This is a genomic window from Variovorax xiamenensis (assembly GCF_050916385.1).
In the GTDB taxonomy this organism is placed as follows: Bacteria; Pseudomonadota; Gammaproteobacteria; order Burkholderiales; family Burkholderiaceae_C; genus Variovorax.
In genome coordinates this window covers 5,833,012-5,859,003 of sequence record NZ_CP139038.1, presented here as the reverse complement: position 1 = coordinate 5,859,003, position 25,992 = coordinate 5,833,012, and the positions used below count along the sequence as shown (strand labels likewise).

Annotated in this window: 23 protein-coding genes; 7 read left to right on the top strand and 16 right to left on the bottom strand. The window is 69.0% G+C overall.

Annotated features, from left to right (window positions below; all coding sequences use genetic code 11):
• Positions 1-15 precede the first annotated feature (15 nt).
• Both SFB74_RS26745 and SFB74_RS26740 read right to left on the bottom strand, forming a co-directional pair.
• Positions 16-297 carry a hypothetical protein gene (locus SFB74_RS26745; protein ID WP_432727424.1) on the bottom strand — a complete coding sequence of 94 codons (282 nt, stop codon included), beginning with the start codon at positions 295-297 and terminating at the stop codon, positions 16-18.
• An 87-nt stretch (positions 298-384) separates the two neighbouring features.
• Positions 385-1,176: a fumarylacetoacetate hydrolase family protein gene (locus tag SFB74_RS26740; RefSeq protein WP_432727423.1), complete on the bottom strand. Its 792-nt coding sequence runs from the start codon at positions 1,174-1,176 to the stop codon at positions 385-387.
• 199 nt (positions 1,177-1,375) lie between these two features.
• On the opposite strand from SFB74_RS26740, the gene SFB74_RS26735 reads away from it, so the two are divergent.
• Both SFB74_RS26735 and SFB74_RS26730 read left to right on the top strand, forming a co-directional pair.
• Positions 1,376-2,284, top strand: coding sequence for a LysR family transcriptional regulator (locus SFB74_RS26735; RefSeq protein ID WP_432727422.1), 909 nt, complete (start codon positions 1,376-1,378; stop codon positions 2,282-2,284).
• A 67-nt stretch (positions 2,285-2,351) separates the two neighbouring features.
• Positions 2,352-3,119 (top strand): sulfite exporter TauE/SafE family protein, encoded by a 768-nt coding sequence (locus tag SFB74_RS26730; RefSeq protein WP_432727419.1) that lies wholly within the window; start codon positions 2,352-2,354, stop codon positions 3,117-3,119.
• A 15-nt stretch (positions 3,120-3,134) separates the two neighbouring features.
• Here SFB74_RS26730 and SFB74_RS26725 read toward each other — a convergent pair whose 3' ends face one another.
• The gene (locus SFB74_RS26725) at positions 3,135-3,578 is read right to left on the bottom strand and encodes an Lrp/AsnC family transcriptional regulator (protein WP_432727417.1); all 444 of its coding nucleotides are present in this window, start codon (positions 3,576-3,578) and stop codon (positions 3,135-3,137) included.
• 139 nt (positions 3,579-3,717) lie between these two features.
• Between SFB74_RS26725 and SFB74_RS26720 the strand changes: the two genes are divergently transcribed.
• A complete protein-coding gene (locus tag SFB74_RS26720; RefSeq protein ID WP_432727416.1) occupies positions 3,718-4,623 on the top strand; it encodes a DMT family transporter in 906 nt (301 codons plus the stop codon).
• A gap of 16 nt (positions 4,624-4,639) precedes the next feature.
• Here the strand turns inward: SFB74_RS26720 and SFB74_RS26715 are convergent, their stop codons facing one another.
• From SFB74_RS26715 to SFB74_RS26685, 7 genes are all read right to left on the bottom strand, one after another.
• A complete protein-coding gene (locus SFB74_RS26715) occupies positions 4,640-7,768 on the bottom strand; it encodes an efflux RND transporter permease subunit (protein ID WP_432727414.1) in 3,129 nt (1,042 codons plus the stop codon).
• A 10-nt stretch (positions 7,769-7,778) separates the two neighbouring features.
• On the bottom strand, positions 7,779-8,918 hold the full coding sequence (locus tag SFB74_RS26710) for an efflux RND transporter periplasmic adaptor subunit (protein ID WP_432727412.1): 1,140 nt from the start codon (positions 8,916-8,918) through the stop codon (positions 7,779-7,781).
• A gap of 235 nt (positions 8,919-9,153) precedes the next feature.
• On the bottom strand, positions 9,154-9,696 hold the full coding sequence (locus SFB74_RS26705) for an Rrf2 family transcriptional regulator (RefSeq protein WP_432727410.1): 543 nt from the start codon (positions 9,694-9,696) through the stop codon (positions 9,154-9,156).
• A gap of 27 nt (positions 9,697-9,723) precedes the next feature.
• Positions 9,724-10,422, bottom strand: coding sequence for a Bax inhibitor-1/YccA family protein (locus SFB74_RS26700; RefSeq protein WP_432727408.1), 699 nt, complete (start codon positions 10,420-10,422; stop codon positions 9,724-9,726).
• 187 nt (positions 10,423-10,609) lie between these two features.
• Entirely contained in the window at positions 10,610-11,014 is a 405-nt protein-coding gene (locus tag SFB74_RS26695; protein ID WP_432727406.1) for a hypothetical protein, read from the bottom strand.
• An 86-nt stretch (positions 11,015-11,100) separates the two neighbouring features.
• A complete protein-coding gene (gene yccS / locus SFB74_RS26690) occupies positions 11,101-13,311 on the bottom strand; it encodes a YccS family putative transporter (RefSeq protein WP_432727404.1) in 2,211 nt (736 codons plus the stop codon).
• Between the two features lie 55 nt (positions 13,312-13,366).
• Positions 13,367-14,686, bottom strand: a complete 1,320-nt coding sequence (locus SFB74_RS26685) for an NUDIX domain-containing protein (RefSeq protein WP_432727402.1) — start codon at positions 14,684-14,686, stop codon at positions 13,367-13,369.
• Between the two features lie 141 nt (positions 14,687-14,827).
• Between SFB74_RS26685 and SFB74_RS26680 the strand changes: the two genes are divergently transcribed.
• Positions 14,828-16,045 (top strand): acyl-CoA dehydrogenase family protein, encoded by a 1,218-nt coding sequence (locus SFB74_RS26680; RefSeq protein WP_432727400.1) that lies wholly within the window; start codon positions 14,828-14,830, stop codon positions 16,043-16,045.
• 25 nt (positions 16,046-16,070) lie between these two features.
• Here the strand turns inward: SFB74_RS26680 and SFB74_RS26675 are convergent, their stop codons facing one another.
• A complete protein-coding gene (locus tag SFB74_RS26675; RefSeq protein WP_432727399.1) occupies positions 16,071-17,396 on the bottom strand; it encodes a PhzF family phenazine biosynthesis isomerase in 1,326 nt (441 codons plus the stop codon).
• A gap of 5 nt (positions 17,397-17,401) precedes the next feature.
• Entirely contained in the window at positions 17,402-18,388 is a 987-nt protein-coding gene (locus tag SFB74_RS26670; protein ID WP_432727397.1) for a Bug family tripartite tricarboxylate transporter substrate binding protein, read from the bottom strand.
• A gap of 103 nt (positions 18,389-18,491) precedes the next feature.
• Here SFB74_RS26670 and SFB74_RS26665 point away from each other — a divergent pair, with 103 nt between their 5' ends.
• A complete protein-coding gene (locus SFB74_RS26665) occupies positions 18,492-19,331 on the top strand; it encodes a helix-turn-helix domain-containing protein (protein WP_432727395.1) in 840 nt (279 codons plus the stop codon).
• On the opposite strand, the gene SFB74_RS26660 is transcribed toward SFB74_RS26665, so the two are convergent.
• Together SFB74_RS26660 and SFB74_RS26655 are read right to left on the bottom strand one after the other, a co-directional pair.
• On the bottom strand, positions 19,328-20,020 hold the full coding sequence (locus SFB74_RS26660; RefSeq protein WP_432727394.1) for a response regulator: 693 nt from the start codon (positions 20,018-20,020) through the stop codon (positions 19,328-19,330). The genes SFB74_RS26665 and SFB74_RS26660 overlap by 4 nt on opposite strands.
• A complete protein-coding gene (locus tag SFB74_RS26655; protein WP_432727392.1) occupies positions 20,017-21,642 on the bottom strand; it encodes an ATP-binding protein in 1,626 nt (541 codons plus the stop codon). The genes SFB74_RS26660 and SFB74_RS26655 overlap by 4 nt, the downstream gene beginning before the upstream one ends.
• A 150-nt stretch (positions 21,643-21,792) precedes the next feature.
• Between SFB74_RS26655 and SFB74_RS26650 the strand changes: the two genes are divergently transcribed.
• Positions 21,793-21,960: a hypothetical protein gene (locus tag SFB74_RS26650; protein WP_432727390.1), complete on the top strand. Its 168-nt coding sequence runs from the start codon at positions 21,793-21,795 to the stop codon at positions 21,958-21,960.
• Positions 21,957-22,802 carry an intradiol ring-cleavage dioxygenase gene (locus tag SFB74_RS26645; RefSeq protein ID WP_432727388.1) on the top strand — a complete coding sequence of 282 codons (846 nt, stop codon included), beginning with the start codon at positions 21,957-21,959 and terminating at the stop codon, positions 22,800-22,802. Before SFB74_RS26650 ends, SFB74_RS26645 begins: the two co-directional genes overlap by 4 nt.
• A 20-nt stretch (positions 22,803-22,822) precedes the next feature.
• Here SFB74_RS26645 and SFB74_RS26640 read toward each other — a convergent pair whose 3' ends face one another.
• Together SFB74_RS26640 and bamA are read right to left on the bottom strand one after the other, a co-directional pair.
• The gene (locus SFB74_RS26640) at positions 22,823-23,509 is read right to left on the bottom strand and encodes a response regulator (RefSeq protein WP_432727386.1); all 687 of its coding nucleotides are present in this window, start codon (positions 23,507-23,509) and stop codon (positions 22,823-22,825) included.
• A gap of 18 nt (positions 23,510-23,527) precedes the next feature.
• Complete coding sequence (gene bamA / locus SFB74_RS26635) at positions 23,528-25,930, bottom strand: outer membrane protein assembly factor BamA (RefSeq protein ID WP_432727384.1); 2,403 nt, start codon at positions 25,928-25,930, stop codon at positions 23,528-23,530.
• Positions 25,931-25,992: the final 62 nt, after the last annotated feature.

Genomic DNA, 25,992 nt, shown 5'->3' with positions numbered 1-25,992 from the left:
GCCTGCCCTTTCCGCTCAGTGCCCGTTGCCCGGCGACGGCGCCAGCCCGCGCTGCTTCAGGAAGTCATAGAGGCTGACCGCCAGCACCTGCGCGATGGGTATCGGCAGCGTCACGCGCAGCACCGCGGCCCGATGCACCGGACAGCGGTCGGAGCTGTGGTCGACTCGGCTGGCATCGAAGGTGATGTGCACGCAGCCCGCGTTGACCCAGTAGCCCGAGACTTCGTCCGCGAACACCTGCGGGGCGTGCAGGTCGTCGATGTAGGTAGCTTGCGGGGTCTGCTGCTGCTGGGACATGGTGGCTCTGTGGTTGCGGTAGCCACCATGATCGACACCAATCTCGTAGAAAAAATGGTGCCGCGCAAAGCCTTCCTGGAGCCTTCTTCAGACGATCCGCACCGACAGCTCCGGCAGCCGGTCGATATGGATCTCGATCAGGTCGCCGCGCACCACCGGCCCCACGTTCTCCGGCGTGCCCGAGTAGATGATGTCGCCCGGCTTCAGCTCGAAGGCCTGCGACAGGCGGCTGATCTGTTCCGCCACCGACCAGATCATGTGCCTGAGCGTGGCGTTCTGCCTGGTCTGCCCGTTCACCTTGAGCCAGATCGCGCCGTCGGTGAAGTGGCCGACCTTCGCCACCGGATGGATCGGCCCGATGGGCGCCGAGTGGTCGAAGCTCTTGCCGATCTCCCAGGGCTTCTTCTGGTCGCCCATCTCGCGCTGCAGGTCGCGGCGCGTCATGTCGAGGCCCAGCGAGTAGCCGTACACATGGTCGAGCGCGGCGCTCGTCGCGATGTTGCGCCCGCCCTTGCCCAGCGCCACGACCAGCTCGACTTCGTAGTGGTAGTTCTTCGTGAGCGTGGGATAGGGGTGATCGGCCACCGTGCCGGGCGTCACGACCTGGATCGCGTCGGCCGGCTTCTGGAAGAAGAAGGGCGGCTCGCGGCTGGGGTCCGAGCCCATCTCGCGCGCATGCGCCTCGTAGTTGCGGCCGATGCAGTAGATGCGGCGTACCGGAAAGACCTGGTCGCTGCCGACGATCGGGATGGTCGATGCGGCGACATCGAAGGGGGTTGCTGCCGAGCGGCCGGCCCCGGCGGGCAGCGCGCAACCGGCGATGGCGCCGGTGACCATGGCGGCGGAACCGGCCAGCAGGCCGCGGCGGGAAGTGATCATGAGCGTCTCCTTGGTTTTATGGAATGCGTACGCCGTGCCTCTCACGGCCGGTTCATTCTGGGATGCCAGGCCGGCGCGCAACCGCGCGCATCTACGCAAAAACAGGACATAACCCACCCGACGCGGCAGATGCGGTGGCGCGGGCGCTCTACGATCCGGCCAAGGCCGTGCAGCGCCGGCACCACGGGACAAGAACCACATGCTCACCCACAAACAGCTTCGCTATTTCGTCGACATCGTCGACGCGGGCAGCTTCAGCCTCGCGGCCGAACGCCTGTTCATCGCGCAGTCGGCACTGAGCCGGCAGATCAAGGAGATGGAGCGGCATCTGCAGGTGCCGCTGCTGGAGCGCGATGCGCGTCACCTGGAAATGACGCCTGCCGGCCGCTCGCTGTACGGCGACGCGCGGCGCATCCTGGCCGCCATCGAGAGCGCGGCCGTCGGCGCACGCCACGCGCAGCGCGGCATCGAGGGCACCGTGCAGCTGCTGCATTCGAGCTCGGTGCCACTGACGCCGCCTCTGCTCGACTGCCTTAGGAGCCATGCGCAGCGCCATCCCGGCGTGTCCATCGAGGTGTCGCAGCGCGCATCGGAGCACCAGGCGATGGACATCGAGCAAGGCAACGCCGACATCGGCCTTGCGCGCGAGCCCGTGCTGCGCCGCTACCCGGGCGTGCAGCAGGCGCCGCTCTTCTGCGAAGCGCTGGTGGTGGCCGTGCCCGCCGCGCATGCGTTGGCCGGCCGAGAGCGCGTAAGCATCGCCGAACTGCGCAACGAGCCCTTCGTCGCGACGCCGCACGTGGAGCGCGGCGGCCTGAGCCATCGCGTGGCCGAGCTCTGCCGCGCGCAGGGCTACCACCCCGCCGCGGCGCAGGTGCGCTCGCGCAAGTGGTCGCAGCTCGCGCTGGTGCAGGCGGGCTTCGGCATCGCGATCGTTCCCGAGTCGATGGGGCGCATGGCACCCGAGGGCGTGAAGCTGCTCGCGCTGGATGGCGACGATGCCGTCACCACCGTGCTGGTGTTGTGGCGCGCCGACGATGCCACGCGGCTCGCGCAGGATCTCGTCGCGTCGCTCCGGGCAGCGGTGTCGACGGGCTCTCCCAGCTGATTTCGAGATAGTTCGGCGCCCAATTCGGCATTGGCGCCCGGGGCGCGAAATCCCTAGATTCGCGGCCATGGATTTTTTCTCCTTCGCGGCCCTGCCGGTCACGCTGTCGCAGTTCGCCATCGTCTGCGCTGGCGTCGTCGTCGCCTACGTCATCTTCGGCATCGCGGGCTTCGGCACCGCGCTGGTCGCCGGGCCGGTGCTGGCCAACTTCATTCCCGTGGCCAGTGTCGTGCCCCTGCTGGCATTGCTCGACTTCTTCGCTGCCGTCACCAACGTGAGCCGAGACGCGCGTTCGGCCGACATCGGCGAGCTGCGGCGGCTGGTGCCCGTGATGGCGCTGGGCAGCCTCGTCGGCGCTGCATTGCTGCTGCTCGGACGGCCGCAGGTGATGCTGCTGGCGCTGGGCATCTTCGCGGTGGCCTATGCGCTGTATTCGCTCAGCGGCATCAAGCCGGTGTCCAGCCTGTCGCCACGCGCGGCCGTGCCCTTCGGCTTCATCGGCGGCATCTTTTCGGCGATGTTCGGCAGCGGCGGCTTCATCTACGCGGTCTACCTGTCGGGGCGCATCGAGGCGAAGGAGCGGATCCGCGTCACGCAGTCCACGCTGATCGGGCTCAGCACGCTGACGCGGGCCGTGCTCTTTTTGCTCGCAGGCGTCTATGCGCAGGCGTCGATCCTGTGGCTGGCGGCATTGCTGTTTCCGGCGATGCTCGTGGGCACGGCGCTCGGCAGGCGCATCACGCTGCGGCTGTCGCGCGAGCAGTTCCTGCGCGTGGTGGCGCTGGCCGTGCTGTGCTCGGGCGCCTTCCTGATCTATCGCTACGCCATGCCGTGAGCCGGGCCGCGTCGTTCATCGCGCCACGAAGGGCGGCAGCCGCCTCGGGATCGTCTGTGCCTTGACGATGGAGGTGTTGGTCTCGGCCTTGCTCGCGATGCGGTCGAGGATGCCGTCGAGCTGTTCGAGCGACTGCAGGAAGAGCCGTGCGACGAAGCAGTCTTCTCCCGTGATCTTGTCGCACTCGCAGAACTCGGGCGTGCCCTCGATCAGCTTCTGCACCGCCTGCAACTGCCCCGGCAGCGGGCGGATGCGCACGATGGCCTGGAACTGGTAGCCCAGCGCCTTCGGATTCAGTTCGAGCGTGTAACCCCGGATCACGTCGCGCTCCTCCAGCCGGCGCAGCCGCTCGGACACGCTGGGCGACGAGAGTCCCACGTGGTGGGCCAGTTCCTTCAGCGACATCCGCGCGTTGCCCGCGAGGGCCAGCACGATGGCTTCGTCTGTTGCGTCGAGCATTTCCTGCTATCTCCGGTGGGTCGGCCTCGATGGCTTCTTTTCAAAGGCAGTAGGCAGTTTCTGCCTTCTTCAAAGCATATCCAGGCGGCGCAATACGTGGCACTCTTGTTTCCCCAACCGCAGAGGGCAACAGACGGACATGCAGACGCAGTTTCGCGGCGCGCTGGAGATGAGCGCGGCCATGGCGATTTCGGGAACTATCGGGTGGTTCGTGGTGCGCTTCGACCAGCCGCTGTTCGATCTGCTGTTCTGGCGCTGCGTGTTCGGCGCGGCGACGCTGCTGATCGTGTGCTTCGCGCTGGGCCTGCTGAAGCGGGGCCTCACGCCGCGCAAGTTCGCGCTGGCAGCGTTCGGTGGCGTGGCGCTCGTCGTCAACTGGGTGCTGATCTTCGCTTCCTTCTCGCGCGCGTCGATCTCCATCGCCACGGCGGTCTACAACACGCAGCCCTTCATGCTGGTGGCGCTCGGCGCGCTGCTGCTGTCGGAGCGGCTCACCGCGATGAAGGCCATATGGCTGTGCATCGCCTTCGCCGGCGTGGTGCTGGTGGCGCAGGCCAAGTCCGGTGGCGGCGGGGCCGGCGGGTCGTCCTATTTCATCGGCGTGCTGATGGCGCTGGGCGCGGCCTTCTGCTACGCGGTGGCAGCCTTCGTCGCGAAGAAGCTCGACGGCATCGCGCCGCATCTCATCGCGCTGATCCAGGTCTGCGTGGGCATCGTGATGCTCGCGCCCTTCGCCAACCTGAAGGCGCTGCCGACCGATGCGGCCACCTGGGGCGTGCACCTGACGATGGGCGTGGTCTACACGGGGCTGGTGTTCGTGCTGCTGTACGGCGCGCTGCAGAAGCTCTCCACGCCGGTGGCGGGTGCGCTGTCGTTCATCTACCCGCTGGTGGCGATCGGTGTCGACTACGTCGTCTTCGGCCAGCGGCTGGGCGCGCTGCAGCTGGTGGGCGCGGCGGCCATCCTGATCGCGGCGGCGGGCATGACCTTCGGCTGGACCCTGCCGGGCTTGCCGAGGCAGTCGCCCGCCGCCGGAAAGAGCTGAAGCGTGGCCTGTCTGCTCAGGGCGCCGTCGCGACGCCGCGGTCGCGCCTGAAGACCACGGCCGCCGCCCGCTTCACCAGCAGATAGAAGAGCGGCACGAAGAAGATCCCCAGCGCCGTCGCAGCCAGCACCCCGCCGAACACGCCCGTGCCGATGGCCACCTGGCTCGCCGAGCCCGCCCCGGTGGCCAGCGCCAGCGGCACCACACCGGCCAGGAAGGCCAGCGAGGTCATCAGGATCGGACGCAGCCGCAGGCGCGCGCCTTCGGCCACGGCGTCGAGCAGAGGCATGCCCCGGCGCAGCGCGGCTTCCGCGAACTCGATGATCAGGATCGCATTCTTCGCCGACAGCCCGATGGTCGCGAGCAGGCCGACCTGGAAGTAGATGTCGTTCGACAACCCGCGCAGCGCCGCGGCGATCACTGCGCCGAGCACGCCCAGCGGAATCACCAGCATCACCGAGAACGGCACCGACCAGCTTTCGTACAGCGCGGCCAGGCACAGGAACACGACGAGGATCGACAGCGCGAACAGCAGCGGTGCCTGCCCGCCCGAGAGCCGCTCCTGGTACGACAGGCCGCTCCACGCATGGCCGGTGCCGCGCTGCTTCTTCGCGACGGTTTCGATGGCGGCCATCGCCGTGCCCGAGCTCGTGCCGTGCGTCGCCGCGCCCTGGATCTGCACCGCGGGCAGGCCGTTGTAGCGCTCCAGCTGGGGCGCGCCCTGCGACCAGCGCGTGGTGGCGAAGGCCGAGAACGGCGTCATCGCGCCGGTGGCGCCGCGCACGAACCACTGGCGGATGTCGTCCGGGTCGGAGCGGTAGGGCGCGTCGGCCTGCACGTACACGCGCTTGACGCGGCCGCGGTCGATGAAGTCGTTGACGTAGCTGCCGCCCCAGGCAATGCCCAGCGTGGTGTTCACGTCGTCCAGCGACAGGCGCAGCGCCGAAGCCTTGATCTGGTCGATGTCGATCTGCAGCTGCGGCGTGCCGGCCACGCCGTTGGCGCGCACGGACTGCAGGCGCGGGTCTTTCTTCGCGTCGCTCACGAGCGATTCGCGCGCCTGCACCAGCCGCTCGGGGCCCATGCCCGAGGTGTCCTGCAGCCAGAACTCGAAGCCGTTGGATGCGCCCAGCCCCTCGATGGGCGGCGGCACCATGCCGTAGACCTCGGCGTCGCGCTGCTGCTTGCCCAGCGCCACGCCGGCGCGCTCGACGATGGCCTGCGCGCGCTTGTCCGGCTGCCTGCGTTCCGACCAGTCCTTGAGCGAGACGAAGGCCATGCCCATGTTCTGCCCCGAGCCGCCGTAGCTCCAGCCCGAGAGCGTGAAGATGGTGTCGGTCGTGTCCTTCTCGGCTTCGAGGAAGTGCTTCTCGACCGCGCGGTTCACGGCATCGGTGCGACTGCTCGTCGAGCCGGCCGGCAGCGTGAGCTGCACCATCACGCTGCCCTGGTCTTCCTCGGGCAGGAAGCCGCCGGGCAGGCTCAGGTACAGCGCCCCCATGCCGGCCACGATGGCCGCGTACACGGCGGTGAAGCGCAGCGGCTTGCGCAGGATGCGCCCCAGCAGGCCCACGTAGCGGCCCTGCGCCGCGTCGAAGCGCCGGTTGAAGGCGCCGAGAAAACCGCGCGTGCGCGGCGCGTCGCTGGCCCGCAGGAAGCGCGCGCACAGCGCCGGGATCAGCACGATGGCCACCACCACCGACAGCGCCATCGACGCGATGATGGTCACCGAGAACTGCCGGTAGATCACGCCCACCGAGCCGCCGAAGAAGGCCATCGGCAGGAACACCGCCGACACCACCACCGCGATGCCGACCAGCGCGCCGGTGATCTCCTGCATCGACTTGATGGTGGCCGCCTTGGGGTCGAGCCCTTCCTCGTGCATCACGCGCTCGACGTTCTCGACCACCACGATGGCGTCGTCCACCAGCAGGCCGATGGCCAGCACCATGCCGAAGAGCGTGAGCACGTTGATCGAGTAGCCGAAGGCCGCGAGCACGCCGAAGGTGCCCAGCAGCACCACCGGCACGGTGATGGCCGGAATGACCGTGGCGCGCCAGTTCTGCAGGAACAGGTACATCACGACCACCACCAGCGCGATGGCCTCCAGCAGCGTCTTGATGACCGACTTGATCGAGATTTTCACGAAGCGCGTGGTGTCTTCCGCGTAGGCCACGCGCAGGCCGGCGGGCAGCGAGGGCTCCATCTCGGCGATGCGCGCCTTCACCGCGCTGGCGGTGGTCAGCGCGTTCGAGCCCGGCGCCAGCATGATGGCCGCGCCGGCGGCGGGGTGCCCGTTCAGGCGCGTGGTCTCGGCGTACGACTCGCTGCCCATTTCCACGCGCGCCACGTCGCCCAGGCGCACCACGGCGCCGTCGGACTGAGTCTTCAGCACGATGTCGCGGAACTGCGCGGGCGTTTGCAGCCGCGACAGCGCCGTCACCGTGGCGTTGAGCTGCTGCTTCGCGGGCGATGGCCGCGCGCCGATCTCGCCGACCGACACCTGCGTGTTCTGCGCGGCGATGGCGGCTGTCACGTCCGAGGGCATCAGCTGGTAGCTCGCGAGCCGGTGCGGATCGAGCCAGATGCGCATCGCATAGGAGGCGCCGAAGGCCTGCACCGAACCCACGCCGTCGACGCGGCTGATCGGGTCGCGCATGTTGCTGGCCATCCAGTCGGCCACGTCGGTGTCGGTGCGACGCCCGGTCTCGTCGTAGAGCGCGACGATCATCAGGAAGTTGTTCTGCGACTTCGCGACCGTCACGCCCTGCTGCTGCACCGCCTGCGGCAGGCGGCTGGTGGCCTGGCTGACCTTGTTCTGCACCTGCACCTGCGCGGTATCCGGGTTGATGCCCTGGCGGAAGGTGACGCTGATCTCGGCCCAGCCGGCGGAACTGCTCGTCGACTTGAAATACAGCAGCCCGTCGATGCCCTTGAGCTGCTGCTCGAGCACCTGCGTGACGCTGTTTTCCACCGCCTGCGCCGAGGCGCCGGGGTAGTTGGCCGAGACGACCACGGTGGGCGGCGCGATGTCCGGGTACTGCGACACCGGCAGCGTGCGGATGGCGACGCCGCCGGCCAGCATGATGAGGATAGCGATGACCCACGCGAAGACGGGCCGCTGGATGAAGAAATTGGCGATCACTGGCTTTGCCTCAATCTGCCGAGGAAGGCGTAGCCGCCGCCGCGACCGGCACCGGCTTCACCTTGTCGCCCGGGTGCGCGCGCTGCAGGCCGTCGACCACGAGCCGGTCGCCTTCGCGCAGCCCGCCGGTCACGATCCACTGGTCGCCCGCCGCGCTGCGCACTTCGAGCGCGCGCAATTCGACCTTGTCGTCCTTGCCCACCACCAGCGCGGTCGGCTCGCCCTTGTCGTTGCGCGCCACGCCGCGCTGCGGCGCGAGGATGGCCTGGCGCTCCACGCCGGACTCGACCTGCGCGCGCACGTACATGCCGGGCAGCAGCAGCCCCTGCGGATTGGGGAACTCCGCACGCAGCGTGACCGAGCCGGTCGCGGCGTCGACGGCCACTTCGGTGAACTTCAGCGTACCGGCGTGCGGGTAGGGCAGGCCGTCTTCCATGCGAAGGCTCACGCGCGTGCTCGCGGGCGCCATGTCGCCCGAGATGAAGCGGCGCTTGAGCCGCGTGAGCTCGAGGCTGGACTGCACCACGTCGACATAGATCGGGTCGATGCGCTGGATGGTCGCGAGCGCCGTGGCCTGGCCCGGCGCCACCAGGGCGCCTTCGGTCACGCTGGAGCGGCCGATGCGGCCCGAGATGGGCGCCTCGATGCGCGTGAACTCGAGGTTGATGCGCGCCGCCTTCAGGGCAGCCTGCGCGGCCTTCACGCCGGCCTGCGCCTGCACGAGCGCTGCCTGGGCCTCCTCGTGCTCCTGCCTGCTCACGGCATTGGCCTTCACCAGTTCGCCGAATCGCTCGGCCTTGCCGCGCAGGCTCGCGATGCTGGCCTGCGCGGTCGCGAGCGAGGCCTGCGCCTGCTCGTGCGCGGCCTCGAAGGAGCCGGGCTCGATCTCGTACAGCACCTGGCCGGCGCGGACCATGCTGCCTTCGTCGAACAGGCGCTTGCGCACGATGCCGTTGACCTGCGGGCGCACCTCGGACACGCGGAATGCAGCCGTGCGGCCCGAGAGCTCGGTGTGCACCGGCACGTCGCTCGCGTGCATCGCCATCACGCCGACTTCGGGCGGCGCGGTTTCGGTGTCGGGGGCCTGCCTGGCGCCGCATGCGGCGAGCACGATCAGGGAAAGGGGAAGAAGCAGAAGCTTGGAAGTCATGGCTGTCTGGAAACGCGGTGCGGCGCGAGCCGGAGTCGTCCGGGTCGCGCCTTTGTATTGTTTTGCACTGTTATGGTGCATTTTGCCTGCCGTGTTGCGTCGCAACATGAAGGGTTCCTGAGGCTCCCGAGGGAGGCCAACGACAAAAAAGCCCATGCAGGCACGAGCCCGCCGCCACGTCGATCCGTGGCGGCGGGCCCTGCCGCATGGGCCGTGTTGGCTGGCTGGCTCGGAGCTAGCTGGCGCTTTGCTGTCGCCGTCCCAGTGCGAACACCGAGTTCGGCGCGTCGACGACGAAAGGCTTGCGCGTGGCGGGCTGGCCGGCCGGCGAGCGCCGGACTTCGGTCCGCACCGCGGCTTGCACGCCCTTGGCTTTCTGTTCGTCGACAAGGCTCTGCAGCGAGATCGACTTGAGGAACTCGACCGCCCGCAGGTTCACGGTGGCCCAGAGTTCGTCGATTTCGCAGCGGCCCGTTTCGTCCGGCGCGTCGGCATCGCGCCGGCGGGTGGTTTCGGCATCGTGTTCCTCGATCGAGAGGACGATGTCGGCCACGGAAATCTCGGCCGCCTTGCGGCTCAGAGAATACCCGCCGCCCGGGCCGCGTGTCGATTCGACCAGGCTGGCGCGGCGCAGCTTGCCGAACAGCAGCTCCAGGTACGACAGCGACACGCGCTGGCGCAGGCTGATCGAAGCCAGCGTGACGGGGCCCGAACGCCCGTGCAGGGCGATGTCGATCATCGCGGTGACCGCGAAGCGGCCTTTGGTGGTGAGACGCATGGGATGTTTTCCTTCCTTCGTGGGGAATTACTCGTCCCGGCCGCCGGCGATGCCCAGCAGGGCCAGCAGCGACTGGAAGACGTTGTAGATGCTGAGATACACACCCAGCGTGGCGGAGATGTAGTTGGTCTCCAGGCCGTCCTTCACGCGCTTGAGGTCGTGCAGGATGAAGGCCGAGAAGATGCCGATGGCCAGGACCGACAGCGTCATCATCAGAGCGCTCGACTTGATGAAGAAGTTGGCGATGCCCGCCACCAGCAGCAGGATGGCGCCGATGAAGAGCCACTTGCCCATGGCCGACAAATCGCGCTTGATGACCGACGACAGCGTGGCCATGCCCAAGAAGATCGCGCCGGTGCCGGCGAACGCCGTCATCACCAGGCTGGCGCCGTTGGCCAGGCCGAGCACGGTGCCGACCAGGCGCGACAGCATCAGGCCCATGAAGAAGGTGAAGGCCAGCAGCACCGGCACGCCGGCAGCCGACTCCTTGGTCTTCTCGATGGCGTACATGAAGCCGAAGGCGCCGCCGAGGAACACCATCAGGCCGATGCCCGGCGACATGGCGCGCGAGAAGCCGGTGGAGACGCCGATCCAGGCGCCGAGCACGGTGGGCACCATCGACAGCGCGAGCAGCAGGTAGGTGTTGCGCAGGACGCGGTTGCGCTCCTGCGCCGAGGCGATCGGCAGCTCGATGCTGTCGTGATAGGCGGTAGGGCTGTTGTTCATTGTGTTGATTCCTTGAAGCTGGACCGATGCCGGCTGCGTGCAATGGCGCGCGCAATGGGGCACAGGGCCGTGAATGAGAGAGAGCGGATGGCAGCGGCTGCGATGCGGGCACCGCCGGAGGGCGGACGGCCCGAATCGCAAGGGGGCGGGAGCCATGGCGGCTCCCGGTCGCGAAGGCTTTTGGGGCCTAGGCGACGAAGGAAGCGGCGCGGGGTGGCCGCTTGGGTCGCGCCAGGAACGGCGAGACGATGGTGGTCAGGCCGAGTTTCGGCGGCTGTTCCGTGAAGCGCAGCAGCGCGGGCGCGCCATTGCGAGCGTCGACCAGCTCGGCGTGTTCGGAGCCGGCTTCGTCGATGGAGAGGGTGTCGTCCGATGCCTTGTCGGCATCGCCCGCCGGCTTCTGGGCGTTGGCGAGGTCGGAAAGGTCAGAGAAGGCGACGCTGACGACCAGCGTCTGGGTGGCTTGCGCGGCCTGCGATTCAGCGTGCGAATGCCCCGGATGGCCGGCACCGATCATGTTGTGGGCAAGCACGGCGAAGCCGTAGCAGGACAACATGATTGCGAGGACGGTAGCGGCAAACCAGCGGGACATGTAGGGGTATTTTAGCTGCCGTCTGTGACGAAGTTCGCGGCAGCGTTTTCAACCGACCTGATCGCACGGGTGTTCTGTTCTGCTCCTCAGGCCGGCGCGGTCGTGTTTTCGCTGCCTTCGGGCTGCAGCCATTCGCTCGCGTGGGTGCGCAGGGCGTCTATCTGCAGCCAGATCAGACCGAGTTCGGTATGGAAAGTTCGCGCCTGCGGGTCGTCGCCATTGGCGGCGGCCTGCGCCAGCGCGGCGCGCGCGGCCGTTTCGGCTTCCAGGCCGCCTGTTACATCTACGGTGCCTTTTTCGAGCCCGGTCGCCAGCGCCTCCAGCGCCGCGATCGCGCCTTCCGCCGAGGCGTGCAGCACCGCCATCTGTGCCGAGTCGGGCAGCGCGGAACGGTGGGCGCCCAGCGCCGACAGGTAGCTCAGCAGCGTGTGCGAGCGGATCAGGAAGCGCAGTGCGACTCCCGCGCGCGGCCGCACGTAGCCCGGCTCGCGGAACATGTCCGACACCGCGGTGGACAGCGCCGCATCCGCGTTGTGGTCGTTGCGCCGCGCCAGCCGGTAGTCGAGATGGTCGCGCGCGCCGGTGCGGTACTGCCCGACGATCTGCCGCAGGTAGCCCGCATGGCCGCGCATCGCGGCGGCCGCCAGTTCGTTGATGCGCCGCGCCTGCCAGTGCGGCAGCACGAGCAGCACCGCCAGCCCGGCGATGGCGCTGCCGATGGCGGTGTCGACCAGCCGCGGCACCAGCAGCACGCCGCTGTCGCCGACCTGGTTGAAGCACATCAGCACCAGCAGCGTCATCGAGGCGGTGGCCAGCAGGTAGCGCGTGGCGCGGGTCGCGAAGAACAGCACGCCGGCCATCACCGCGAGCACCGACTGCACCAGCGGCTGAGGAAAGAGCTGCAGCAGCGCCCAGCCCGCCACCACGCCGAGGGCAGTGCCGGCAATGCGCTGCCCCATGCGCGCGATGGTGTCGCCATAGGTCTGCTGGCAGACGAATAGCGTGGTCAGCAGGATCCAGTAGCCCTGCGCCGGATGGATGGCGTGCATCACGCCATAGCCCACCACCAGAGCGATCGACAGCCGCAGCGCGTGCCGGAAGAGCGGCGAGCGCACCGTGAGCTGCCGCCGCACGCGCTCGACCGCGTCGCGCCACGAGCGCGGCGAGCGGTCGAACAGGCCCATCTCCGTGCGGCCTGCGCGCGCCGAAGGCTGGCTGGCGCCCGCGAGCTGGCCGTCGAGCAGCGCGAGGTTTCGCGCCAGCGCTTCCACCGAGGCCAGCAGCGCCATCCGTTCGGGCGTGCCGGCCCGCGCGCGTTCGTGTTCGATGGCACTGCGCAGGTCGGCCAGCGCCTGCACGGTTTCGGTTCCCACCTCGAAGGGCTCGCGCCGCTCCACCGAATCGGCCAGCCGCTGGCAGGCCAGCCCCTGCAGGCCCAGCACGCGCTGGCAGCGGTAGAGCAGGTCGCTGTGGAAGAAGGCGTCGGCCAGCGCGTTGTAGTCGTCGTGCGAGGAACTGGCGCGCTCGTGCACGTCCTGCGCGATCAGGTAGAGCCCCCGGTAGCGCGAGATGCGCCCGGTAGGCGCACGCGCGCCGATGCGGCGGAAGATGCTTTCCTTGGCCGCGTTGAGCTCCGCCACCACTTCGGCATTGAGTTGCGCGAGCGCGAGCCGCTTGCGCTCGATGTCGATGCCGCGCAGCGGCTCGAAGAGCGACGCCTTGAAGCGCACGTAGTTGCCCAGCACCGTGAAGAGCGTCACCAGCCGCGCCTGCACCGGCTGCGCCGGAAAGGCCGCGCACCACAGCACCGAGAACACGCCGTACCAGGCCGCGCCTGCCACCAGCAACAGCGGCTCGCGCCCGCGATGCGCCACGCCGTGCGCGCCCATGTTCTCGATGCCGAGAGTCGCGTACATCGCGAGGATCAGCGTCGCATACGCGATCGCCTTGTAGCGGGCCTCCACGGCGCCGAGCATCGTGAGGCAGAAGGCCGCGAGTGCGAGTCCGCCGATGAAGAGCAGCGGCATGCCGAAGGCCGCCTCCACTGCGAACGCGATGGCCGCGAAGCAGCCCAGCGTGACCACCTGCGCGCGCAGCCGGCCGCGCCAGCTGTCGTCGGTCTCGGCCAGCGCGCTGGCGATGGCGCCGAGGAAAAGGGGAATCACCGCATCGGGATGGCCGGTCCAGGCGCAGCCCGCCATGAGGCTGCCGAGCGTGAGAAGAATGCGCACGGGCTGCGCGCGCGAAGCAAAAGACCGCAGCCGCTGGCGCAGCGCGTCGGGGGACAGGGGAAGCATGATGGGCCGATCTTGCACGATGCATGCCACGGCCATGTGGCGATGGCGAGGGCGATCAGCGCTTGCTGTGCAGGAAACCCTGGCGCGGCGCGATCCACCGGACCTGTTCCTCATCGGCCGACATTGCGTGCGACGAGCCGGCGAACAGCATTCCGTCCTCGATCAGCAGGAACCGGCGCGACTGCGTGCCGTCGTCGCCCGCCAGCACACGCAGCGTGGCATCGCCGATCCGGATCTGTTCGCCCGGTGCAGGCAGCGCAACAGAGGCTTCGGGCCAGGTCTTGCGCAGGGCCTCTTGCACAGCCGCTTGCGTCGACAGAATCCACCGCACCGGACCTGGCGCCGCCGCTACCAGCGTCTCGATGTGCGCGGGGCTCGCGGGCGATGCATCGATCAACGCGCAATCTCCGCCCGCCGTACCCACGAAGTAGCTGTGCGCCAGCGCGCCCGACCCGTCGCCGCTTTCCCCGGTCACCCGCAGCACCCGCGCCGACAGACGCATCGCGAGGCCGGCCTCGTGCGCATAGCGTCCGCCGCCTGCGCCATCCGGATCGAGGTAGCCGACTTCCTCGTACGCAGGCTCCTCCATGTTCACCGGCCGCCGCCCCGCCGGTCCGTCCGCCAGCCGGGGCATGGTGCGGGGAATGTGCTTCAGGCCGCGCGCATGCGCCATGAGCGCACCCACGCTTTCGAATCGCGCGAGGTCCAGCAGGATGCGGCGCGTCACGTTCATCAGCTTGAGCCCGCGTGCCGGGTCCACCGTGTCGGCGGGGCGCAGCCACATGTGCTCGACCGTCTCGCGGCCGTCGGGCAGCACGGTCTGCGCCTCGGGCATCGCCGCGATGAAGAAGCGCGTGTCGAAGCGGCGCGGCATGCCCGGTGGCGTGAGCCAGTACGAGAAATACGCGAGCCGGTCGGCCGCCAGGCGCCAGCCGTGCTGCCTGCACAACGAGAGCAGCGCGTCGGTGCCTTGCTCCGCCGCCTGGCGCATTTCCGCGAGCTGGCCGGAGGGCAGGCCGTCCAGCGTCACAGGCCGTCCGGCGGCGTCGGTCGCAAAGAGCAGGCCGGCTTCCTCGAAGCATTCGCGGATCGCCGCCGCGTAGTAGTCGAGGCCGCCTTCGGGCACTTCGAGCCGGGCGCTCGCGGCACTGTCGTCGAGGCCGCTGCAGCAGCCGTGCAGGCCGCGGTCGTGCGCGTCGATCACGCCGCCTGGAAACACGCTCGCGCCGCTGTTCTGGTCGTTGGCCTTCTCGGCCCGCCGCAGCATCAGCACCTCGAGGCCGCTGCTTCCGTCGCGCAGCACGATGAGGGTGGCCGCCATGCGCACGGGGCGCGGCGATGCGGGAGGAAAAACGTCCGTGGGGCTGGCTGTCATGCCCGCATTGTCGCGCCGGCCGCTGCTGCCAAGGTGACAGCGCAAGGGCCCCGCTGTCGCGCGGAAGACCGTGCGAAACGCGGCGCGCGACGTACCTTCAATGCACACACATACACATCGACTCTTGCCGAAGGACGCACCATGCATTTCGAATTCACGCCCCGGGTGATCGCGCTGCGCGAGGAACTGCTCAGGTTCATGGACGAGTACGTCTACCCGAACGAGAAGCGCCACGAGGAGGAACTGGCCGCCAATGCCCGCGCAGGCCGTCCCTATGCCGAGTTGCCGATGATGGCCGGCCTGAAGGCCAAGGCGCGCGAGCGCGGGCTGTGGAACCTGTTCCTGCCCGAGTCGGAGCACGGCCCCGGCCTGAGCAACGTCGAGTACGCGCCGCTGTGCGAGATCATGGGCCGGCGCTACTGGAGTTCCGAGATCTTCAACTGCTCCGCGCCCGACACCGGCAACATGGAAGTGCTGGCGCGCTACGGCACCAAGGCGCAGCAGGAGCGCTGGCTCAAGCCGCTGCTGGCCGGCGAGATCCGCTCCTCCTTCGCCATGACCGAGCCCGAGGTGGCTTCGAGCGACGCCACCAACGTCCGCTGCAGCATCCGCCGCGAGGGCGACGAGTACGTCATCAACGGCCGCAAGTGGTACATCACCGGCGCGATGAACGAGCGCTGCGAGATCTTCGTGCTCATGGGCAAGACCGACCCCGACAACGCAGACCGCCACAAGCAGCAGTCGATGATCCTCGTGCCCAAGAACACGCCCGGCGTGACCATCGTGCGCGACATGGCGCTGCTCGGCGTGTACGACCCGCCCTTCGGCCATCCCGAGATCGTGTTCGAGAACGTGCGCGTGCCGGTCGAGAACATCCTGCTCGGCGAAGGCCGCGGCTTCGAGATCGCGCAGGGCCGCCTCGGCCCCGGCCGCATCCACCACTGCATGCGCGCCATCGGCATGGCCGAGGCAGCGCTGGAGATGATGTGCCAGCGCCTCGTCTCGCGCACCGCCTTCCACAAGCCTCTGTCGGAACAGGGCGTCTGGCGCGAGCGCATCGCCGAGTCGCGCATGCTCATCGAGCAGTCGCGCTGGATGGTGCTCAACGCCGCCTACCGCATGGACACCGTGGGCAACAAGGTCGCCGCGAAGGAGATCGCGATGATCAAGGTGCTCACGCCCAACAACTGCGTGAAGGTGGTCGACTGGGCCATGCAGGCCTTCGGCGCGATGGGCCTGAGCCAGGACACGCTGCTCACGCACTTCTATGCCTATGAGCGGCACCTGCGGGTGGCCGATGGCCCCGACGAGGTGCATCGCAACGCGATTGCCAAGCAGGAGCTGGCGGCGTACCAGTAGGAGCAGGCAGGCGGCCCCGCGCCGGTCAGTCGCGGATCTCCAGGATCAGCGACACCTCGGCCACGCCGCCGCGCGGCAGCGACGCGACGCCGACGGTGGTGCGCGCCGGCAGCGCAGCCTCGGGAAAGATCTGCTCCAGCAGGCCCGAGGCCGCGTCCATGACCTTCGCATGCTCCCCGAAATCGCCGCTGGTCTGGAGGTATCCGTTCAGCGCGACGACGCGGGCGATGCGCGACAGGCTGCCCAGCTCTTCCCTGGCGGCACGCAGCAGCGCGGCGACGGCAGCCACCGCCGCGCGCTGGCCGCGCGCCACGTCGTCCGGGCTCCGCAATGGCCCGGAAATGACTTCGCCGCTTTCCCGCCCGACCACGCCACTCGAATGCCAGAGGCTGCCCACCTTGGAGAAGGTCGCGTAGGTGCCCGAAGGACTGGCAGCCGCCGCTTCCGGCGGGCAGAGCACGTCGAGGCGCAGGTCTTCCGGCGGCTCCTCGCAGCATTCGCCGCCCACCCGGCACCCTTCCTGCGCCATCGCTTCCGTAGGAAGTCCGACATGGATGGCGGAAGGAGACCCCATGGCTTCGCCCTGGCGTACCGTCACCGAGAGCGCGCCGTTGCCCACCAGTCCCAGATGGCGCAGGCCCCATGCGAGCGCCGCCGCGGCGATGCCCGTGGCCGCGTCCTCGGGATAGCCGGACGATTTCGGAAACTGCCGGGCGCTGACGATGTCAGCCTCGTCCTCCGACATCGCATACGGGTACAGCCCCGTGGAGCCCAGTCGCTCGCACAGCGATTCGACCCGCGGGAAGTCCACGCGCAGGCCGTGCAGCTGCTTCGTATCCGCCAGTCGCACCAGCGTCTTCACGCGGCTGGTCGCGGCATTGAGCACAGGCCCCGTGATGTGCGCGACATCGACTCCCAGGCACCGGGCGATCTCCTCGACCAGCGCCTGCTGCGTCACTGTCTCCACCACGGCGCGCGGCTGGCTGATCTGCACCGTGCCGTTCACGCGCCGACCGATCACGGTGCCGCTCAGCGTCTCGATGGCAATCGGCGATCCGTCCCATTCGCCGCGACGGTGCAGCAGCCACAGCGCGCCGACGGTGGCGTGGCCGCACATTTCCATCTCGTGGTTCGGCACGAAGTAGCGCATGCGCAGGGCGTGCTTGGGCGTTTCGGGCTTCAGCACGAAGACCGATTCGTGCCCGCTGCGCCGTGTGTACTCCTGCATCTGCGCGCTGGAGAGCTCGTCGGCGTCGAGCCAGACCGGAGCGGGGTTGCCGCCGGTCTTCGGGTCGGCCCCCACGAAGACGCGGATGTCGTGAGCGCTGGGGAAAAGAGTCGTTGCTGTCATCTACGTCACTCGGCCTTCGCGTTCACCGAGCGCGCGATGCCGCCCCAGAGCTGGATGTCGCCGCGGATCTGCGCCTGGAACGCATCGGGCTGCACGCTCCACGGCGTCACGCCCTTGGACTGCATGTCGGCGCGCAGCGCCGGGTCGCGCATGGCCGTGTCCAGCGCGGCGCGCAGGCGCTGCACCACCGGCTGCGGCGTGGCCGCCGGTGCCATCAGGCCATACCAGAGCTGCGGCCTGAAGTCCTTGATGCCGGCCTGCTCGAATGTAGGCACGCCGTCGAAGCCGGCGGAGGGCTCGCTGATCGCCAGCGCCCGCATGCGGCCGCCGCGCACCTGCGCGAGCAGTGCCGGCGGGTTGTCGAACAGCGCCTGGATCTGCCCGGCCATCAGGTCGGCCTGCGCGGGCGCCGCGCCGCGGTAGGGCACGTGCGTCATCTCGATGCCGGTGCGCTGCTTGAACAGCTCGCCCGCCAGGTGGCTCAGGCTGCCGTTGCCGATGCTGCCGTAGTTGAGCGCCTGCGGATGCGCCTTGGCGTAGTCGACGAAGCCCTTGATGTCCCGTGCCGCCAGCGAGGGCGTGACCACCAGCACGAAGGGCGTGGTGCCGATGGTGCCCACCGGCACCAGGTCCTTGACCGGGTCGTAGGGCAGTTTGGGATACACCGCGTCGGCGGACGCGATGGTCGACGTGGTGGCGGCCACCAGCGTGTAGCCGTCGGGATTCGCCTTCGCGCCGAAGCCCGTGCCCACGGTGCCGCCGGCACCGGAGCGGTTGTCGATGATCACCGACACGCCGAGCGCGGCCTGCAGCCGCTGCTGCACCGAGCGGAAGATCACGTCGGTGCCGCCGCCGGCGGGGAAGGGTACGATGATCGTGACCGGCTTGGCCGGATAGGCCGTCCCGGAGGCCGACCATGAGGCGGCGGGGCCGTACAGCAGGCCGGCGGCCGCCAGCCCGAGGAGCGCGCGGCGCAGTGGTTGAGGTTTCATGTTTCTTGCTAGCGGGAGTGGTGTCTCCCGATTCTGTTGAGCCAGCGCGAACGCGCGCGGCCGATTGCGACATGCACGAGTTCAAATGCGACAAGGAATGGCCATGCACCCAATGAACATCCGGATACCGGCACCGCGCCGGTCGCTGTTCGTCGAACGGCTGTCGCACCACGCCACCATGGTCGCGAACGCCCGCGACCGCTATGCCACCGACACCCACGTGCACGACTGCGACATGCTTTTCGTGCCGCTGGCGGGGCGCTTCAGCGTCGGCGATGCGCAGGGCGGCGCGCATGCCCTGGGGCCGGGGCACTTCCTGTGGTTTGCCGCCGGCAGCGCGCATTCGACGACCACGCTCACCGCAGGCCAGACGCACATCGCGGTCTATGTCGATCCCGCGCTGTGGGCGACCGCGTTGCAGGCCCAGGGCGTTCCGGCGCCGCAGCAGGGCATGCGCGCAGGCAGCACGGCGCTGCGCGCGCTGTCGCAGCGGATGTTCGAGTCCGCGAGGACCGGCGACGCGGAGAACTACGCGCTGTGCGGTGCGCTCGTCATGGAGGCGGCGCGGCTCAGCGGCAATCCGTTGTCGGACGGCGATCCTTCTTCGGCCCTGCTGGTGGCCGAGCTGCTGGCGGAAGCCATCGAGGGCGACCTGTCACGGCCGCTGTCGCTGGAGGCCTTCGCACAGCAGCATCGACTTTCGCGCCGTCAGGTGGAGCGTGTCTTTCGTGCGAAGTACGGCGTGTCGCCGCTGGCCTACCTGCAGCGCCGGCGGCTGGAGCGCGCGGAGTACCTGCTGAGGAACACGCGGGACTCGGTGCTTTCCATCGCCCTGCAGGTGGGCTGGGAGTCGGGCTCGTACCTGTCCCGGATGCTGGAGAAAGCCTGGGCGAAGACCGCGACGCAGATCCGCGCCTCGGGCCCCGTCGATCGCGGTGATTAGCCCGGCGGCGCCTCCCACGCAAATCCCACCCCATACACCGACCGTATCCAGTCATGCTCCGGCGTCACCACGCCGAGCTTGCGGCGCAGGTTCTTCACGTGGCTGTCGATGGCGCGTTCGGTCACGTCCACCGTGTCGTCGTAGGCCAGTTCGAGCAGTCGGGCGCGCGAGAAGATGCGTCCCGGGTGCCGCGAGAGCACCTGCAGCAGCCCGAATTCGCGCCGCGTGAGGTTCAGCGGCGTGCCTTCCAGCGAGGCGCGCCAGTGCACGTCGTCCAGCACCAGCCCCGGCGCGTCGCCCTGCGGGGACGATCCCTGAGCGAGGCCCGGCGCGGTGCGCCGCAGCACGGCGCGAACGCGCGCCACCAGCTCTCGCGGCGAGAAGGGCTTGCACACGTAGTCGTCGGCGCCGAGTTCCAGGCCCAGCAGGCGGTCGACTTCCTCGATGCGCGCGGTCAGCATGATGATCGGATGCGGCGTGTGCTCGCGCGCGCGGCGCAGCACTTCGATCCCGTCGAGCCGCGGCAGCATGATGTCCAGCAGCGTGAGGTCGGGCGGCGAGGCGACGATGCTCTCGAGCGCGCTCTGCCCGTCGGTGAAGTGCTCGGTTTCGTAGCCCGCGTGGCGCAGGTAGTCCTGCACCACCGAGGCGATGTCGGTTTCGTCCTCGACGATGACGATGCGTGTCATGACGTTGCTGCCAGTGGAAGGGTGATGGTCAGGCGCAGGCCGCCCAGGGGCGAGGCCGATGCGTCGATGGTGCCGCCGTGCGCCTCGACGGTCGCGCGGCAGATGGAAAGGCCGAGGCCGGAGCCGCCGTGTTCGCGGCTGCGCGAACTCTCGCCGCGGAACAGGCGGTCGAAGAGGCGCGGCAGCTCCGCCTCGGGCACGCCCGGCTCGCTGTCGTCGAACACCAGCGTGAGGCGGTTGCCGGTCCAGGCGCCTTCGACGATGACGTCGATGCGCAGCTCGCCGCCCTGGTCGGTGTAGGCCAGCGCGTTCTCCAGCAGGTTCATGAAGACCTGGTGCAGCCGGTGCGCGTCGCCCTCGACGGTGGGCTGCGCGGAGGCGCCGATGCGGTCGACCGCGCGGCGGTCCACGGTGATGTTGCGCGCGGCGAAACGGTCGCGCGTGTGGTCGAGCGCCTCCTTCAGCAGCGAGAGCGGGAACACCGTGGCCGTGAGCAGGTCGTTCTGCGGCTCGCGCATGCTGCTGCGCAGGTCGTCGACCAGCTGGCCCAGGCGGATCACCTGCCGGTGCAGCCGCAGCGCGGTGCGTTCGTCGAAGGTGCGCACGCCGTCCTGCAGCGCCTCGATTTCGGCGCGCATGGCGGCCAGCGGCGTGCGCAGCTCGTGCGCCGCGTCGGCCAGCCAGGCACGGCGCGAGGCTTCCATGGTGTCCAGGCGCTGCGCCATGTCGTTGAAGGTGCGGCCGAGCAGCGCCAGTTCGTCCGAGCCCTGTACCGCGACGCGGGTGGAGAGCCGGCCGCGTGCCACGTCCTGCGCGGCCTGCGTGAGTTCGTCGATGGGCCTGAACCAGCGGCGCGCCAGGAGCCATGACAGCACCAGCGCGAAGCCGAGTCCGCACAGGCCGGTGAGCACGATCACGCCCGACTGCCGCGCGACGAAGGCACGGTCGGCTTCGCTCTCGAGGCCCTGCAGCGGCGTCAGCGCCAGATAGCCGATGACGCTGCGCTCCCGCCGGATGGGTATGCGCGCGGCGTTCGCGAGATCGCCCTCGGCGCCCACCACGCGCGCGCCATGCGCGTCGAGCAATGCCAGCCGCTGGAAGATGGAGTCCGGCATTTCGCGCGGGTCGCGGAAGAACCACGGCGGCGGCATGGTCGGCAGCCGGCGCGGCACCAGGTCGAGCTGCTGCGACGACAGGCCGGATTCAGGCGGAGGAGGGGGAGGCGGGCCGCCGTCGCCACCGTTGTTGCCGTTGTTGCCACCGCCATCCGGCGGAGGGTTGCCGCGCATGGCGCGGTACTCGTACCAGGGCGGCAGTCGCCGTTCGTCGCCATTGCCGCCGTTGCCGCCCGCGTTGTCGAACGCGGCGGCCATGCGGCCCATCTGCAGGCGGCGCCACGCGTCGTCGTTGTTGTGCAGGCCCTTCCAGTCGCCGTTGGCCACGTAGTATTTCAGGAGCACCTGCGAGAGCCAGTCCATGCGGCGGATCTCGATCTCGGCCACGTAGGAGCCCAGGCCGCGCTGCAGCGCGATGATCGAAAGCCCCGCGAAGCTGATCAGCAGCACGATCAACAAGGCGGCCAGCGCCAGGAAGATCTTTCTGGAAAGGGTCAGGTGGGGCATGGGCTGGCAGGGGGCATTGCCGCATTCTGCGGCATGCATGGCGGGCAGGCGAGGGGGAGTCTGGGTAGGTCGGCAGCCGATCATCGCGGCCGAATGTGGAGGAATCTGGGAGAACTGTTCTCCATCATTTCTCCCCGATCGGCCCGCACGATGCGCGCCATGAACCCGCACATGGACCTGCCGCTGTCGCTGCTGCTGGCGATCACGGTGTTTTTCTGGCTGCTCGCCCAGGCCTGGACACTGATCGTCTTCTGGGCGGAGAGCCGGGCCACGCGGCCCACCTCGCCCGATGAGGCGGAAGAAAAGACCGATCCATGACGACGATCCCCGATTCGCCGGCGCCCATCGGGCGCCGCGGCCTGCTGGCCGCCCTGGGCGCGGCCGGCTTTTCGGCCGCCGCGAGCCCGGCGCCCGCCGCCGTGCGGCAACTGCCGCTGACCGCGCAGACCACCGAAGGGCCCTACTACCTCGACCTCGCCCTGGAGCGTTCGGACATCACCGAAGGCCTCGACGGCGTGCCGCTGGAGGTGCGCTTCACCGTGTGCGACACCGCTGGCCGGCCGTTGCCGAAGCTGCGCGTTGACCTCTGGCACTGCGACGCGCTGGGCCGCTACTCGGGCTTCGGCGAGCAGGGCGACGACCGCGCGCTGTCCTTCGAGGGCAAGACCTTCCTGCGCGGCAGCCAGCGCACCGACCGCGAGGGCGGCGTTGCCTTCCGCACCGTCTACCCGGGCTGGTACGCGGGGCGCACCACGCACATCCATTTCAAGGTGATCAACGGCGCCCGCGCGGTGCTCACCTCGCAGTTCTTCCTGCCCGACGCGCTGAGCGAGTTCCTCTACACGCAGGTCTCGCCCTACCAGCGCTCGCGGCTGCGCGACACGCTGAACAGCGCCGACGGCATCGCGCTGAAGGCCGGCGCGACCGTGCTCGGCTCGGTGCGTGAGGAGCGCCAGCGCTATGTCGCCACGCTCGCGCTGGTGGTCGATCCGGCGGCGAACCCGGTAGTCGACCGTCCGCCGCGCCCTGGCGGACCGCCGCCCGGAGGCATGCCGCATGCAGGAGGCATGCCGCCCGACGGCCTGCGCATGCCGCGTCCACGCTCGCCTGAGGGCACCGCGCGCATCCGCGCGATCGTGCCGCCGCGCGCCGAAGGCTGAGCCTTCCTGCCTCGGAAGGCTCAGGCCGGCCGCTCCGCGAAGCTGAAGCCCACGCCGTAGACCGAGCGGATCCAGTCGTGCGAAGGCACGGCCGCCGCGAGCTTCTTGCGCAGGTTCTTGATGTGCCCGTCCACGGCGCGCTCGTTCACGTCGAAGGCTTCGGGAAACGCCGCCTCCAGCAGCTTGGAGCGCGTGAACACCCGCCCGGGGTCGCGCGACAGCGCTCGCAGCAGCAGCAACTCGCGGCGCGTGAGCGTCAGCGCGCGGCCCTCGAGGCAGGCATTGCCTCGCGGATCGTCGAAGCGCACTGCGGCGGAGGGCTGCGCGACCCTGTCGCGCCACTGCGCATGCCGGCGCAGCACCGTCTGGATGCGCGCCACCACCTCGCGCGGCGAGAAGGGCTTGCACACATAGTCGTCGGCGCCCATGTCCAGCGCCAGCAGCCGGTCGGCCTCGTGCGTGCGCCCCGTCAGCATGATGATCGGGTGCGTGCCGCATGAGCGCACCTTCTCCAGCACCTGGATGCCGTCGACCCGCGGCAGCACCACGTCGAGCAGCGTGAGCGCCGGCGGCTCGCCCAGGATGCGCTCCAGCGCCGCCTCGCCGTCACCGACGTGTTCGATCTCGTGGCCCGCGCCCTGCAGATGGCCCGTCAGCAGCGAGGCGCTGTCGTGTCGTTCGTCCTCCACCAGCAGGATGCGACCCATGGCCAGGACTCCTTTGGCTCAGAAAGAGGTTCCGATCTGGAACTGGAAGCGCTGCGTGCGGTCGGCCGCGATGTTGTTGGCGGTGTCGGCCTTCTGGTAGAGCAGCGGCACCGCGTAGGCCAGCCGCAGCGGGCCCAACGGCGAGATCCAGCTGATGCCGATGCCGGTCGAGGCGCGGATGCGGTTCTGCGCCTTCCACTGCGCGTCCGTCATGCTCGCGGTGCGGTCGGCGAACACGTTGCCCGCGTCCAGGAAGGTGTACAGGCGCAGTGTCTTGTCGTTGCCCGCGCCCGGGAAGGGTGTGCTGAACTCCATGTTGAAGATCGCCTTGCGCGTGCCGCCGAGCGCACCGGCCGTGACCGAGTCGAGCGGGCCGAGCGAGTTCTGCTCGAAGCCGCGGATCGAGCCCAGGCCGCCGGCATAGAAGTTCTTGAAGATCGGGTAGGTGCTGTCGCCCAGCGCCCGCGCATAGCCGAGCTGCCCGTTGATGGCCAGCGTGTACTGCTTCGACAGCGGGAAATACTGCTGGTACTGGTAGTTGGTCTTCAGGTAGCGCAGTTCGCTGCCCACGCCCACTTCGAGGTTGGCGCTCTGCAGCCGCCCGCGCGTGGGCACCAGCGCGCTGTCGCGGTCGTCGCGCGACCAGCCCAGCGTGGCGGGGATGCCCACCACGCTCGACTTGGCGCAGGTTACGCTCGGCGCGGTGCCGGTGCACTTGAAGTAGTCGAGGTAGGCCTGCGGCGTGGCGGTGTACACGTACGAGCCGTCGACCAGCGTGTAGGTGCCGTTGGTGCCGGGCGTGAACGACCAGCGCTCCAGCCCGATGCCCAGGAACACCGTGTCCTGCTCGCCCACCGGGAAGCCGAAGCGGATGGAGCCGCCTTCGCTCGCGAGCTTGTAGTTGCCGTCGGCCTCGTAGTAGGGCCGCGTGGTGGTGTGGAACACGTTCAGCGTGCGCGAGATGCCGTCCTTGGTGAAGTACGGGTCGGTGGCCGTGAGCGAGACGGTGCGGTTGTACGAGCTGGTGTTCACGTTCAGCCCCAGGTAGTTGCCGCTGCCGAACACGTTCTCCTGCGTGATGCCGAAGCTCAGCGAAACCTTGTCGGTCGACGAATAGCCTGCGCCCAGCTGCAGCGAGCCGGTCGGCTTCTCGGTCACGTTCACCGCCAGGTCGACCTGGTCGGGCGAGCCGGGCACGTCGACGGTGTCGACGTTCACGTCGGTGAAGAAGCCCAGGCGGTCGACGCGGTCGCGCGAGGCGCGGATCTTGTTGCCGTCGTACCAGGCGCCTTCGTACTGGCGGAATTCGCGGCGGATCACTTCGTCGCGCGTCCTGGAGTTGCCGCCGATGTTGATGCGCCGCACATAGGCGCGGCGCGAAGCCTCGGCCTTCAGCACCAGCGTCACGCGGTTGTTCGCGCGGTCGATCTCGGGCTCGGCCTTCACGCGCGCGAAGGCGTAGCCGAAGGTGCCGAAATAGTCGGTGAAGGCCTTGGTGGTGGCGGCCACGTCCTCGCCGTTGTAGGGCTTGCCAGGACGGATGGTCACGAGCGTCCTGAACTCGTCCTCGCGGCCCAGGTAGTCGCCCGCCAGCTTCACGCCGGCCACCGCGAACTTCTCGCCCTCGGTGATGTTGATCGTGAGCGTCAGCGTCTGCCGGTCGGGCGAGATGGCGACCTGCGTCGAATCGATGCGGAACTCCAGGTAGCCGCGCGTGATGTAGTAGGAGCGCAGCGTCTCCAGGTCGCCGTTGAACTTGGTGCGCGAGTACTGGTTGGACTTCGTGTACCAGTCGAGCCAGCCGCCGCTGTCCTGGTCGAACAGGTCGAGCAGCGTGCTCTCGCTGAAGGCCTTGTTGCCGACCACGTGCACTTCCTTGATGCGTGCGCTCTCGCCTTCCGTCACGGTGAAGGTCAGGTTCACGCGGTTCTTCTCCAGCGGCGTGACGGTGGTGATGACCTCGGCGTTGTAGAGGCTGCGGCTGATGTACTGCCGCTTGAGCTCCTGCTCGGCGCGGTCGGTCAGCGCCTTGTCGTAGGCCTGCCCCTCGGCCAGCCCGATCTCGCGCAGCGCCTTCTGCAGCGCGGCCTTGTCGAATTCCTTGGTGCCCACGAAGTCGACGTCGGCGACGGTGGGGCGCTCTTCCATCACCACCACCAGCACGTTGCCGTTCACGTCGATGCGCACGTCCTTGAAGAGCCCGAGCTTGAAGAGCTCGCGGATGGCCGCGCTGGCCCGCTCGTCGCTGTAGGTGTCGCCGGCCCTCAGGCCCATGGTGGCGAAGACGGTGCCTGGCTCGACGCGCTGCAGGCCTTCGAGCCGGATGTCCCTGATGGTGAACGGATCGAATGCCCAGGCGGGAGAAACGACGATGGAGGCAAGCAGCGCTGCTGCAGCTGCGAGTGACTTGGGAAACTGCATCGCCGCATGGTTCCCGCCAATGTCGGAGAAATTTGGGACTTTCTCCCGGCTGCCCCGGAACG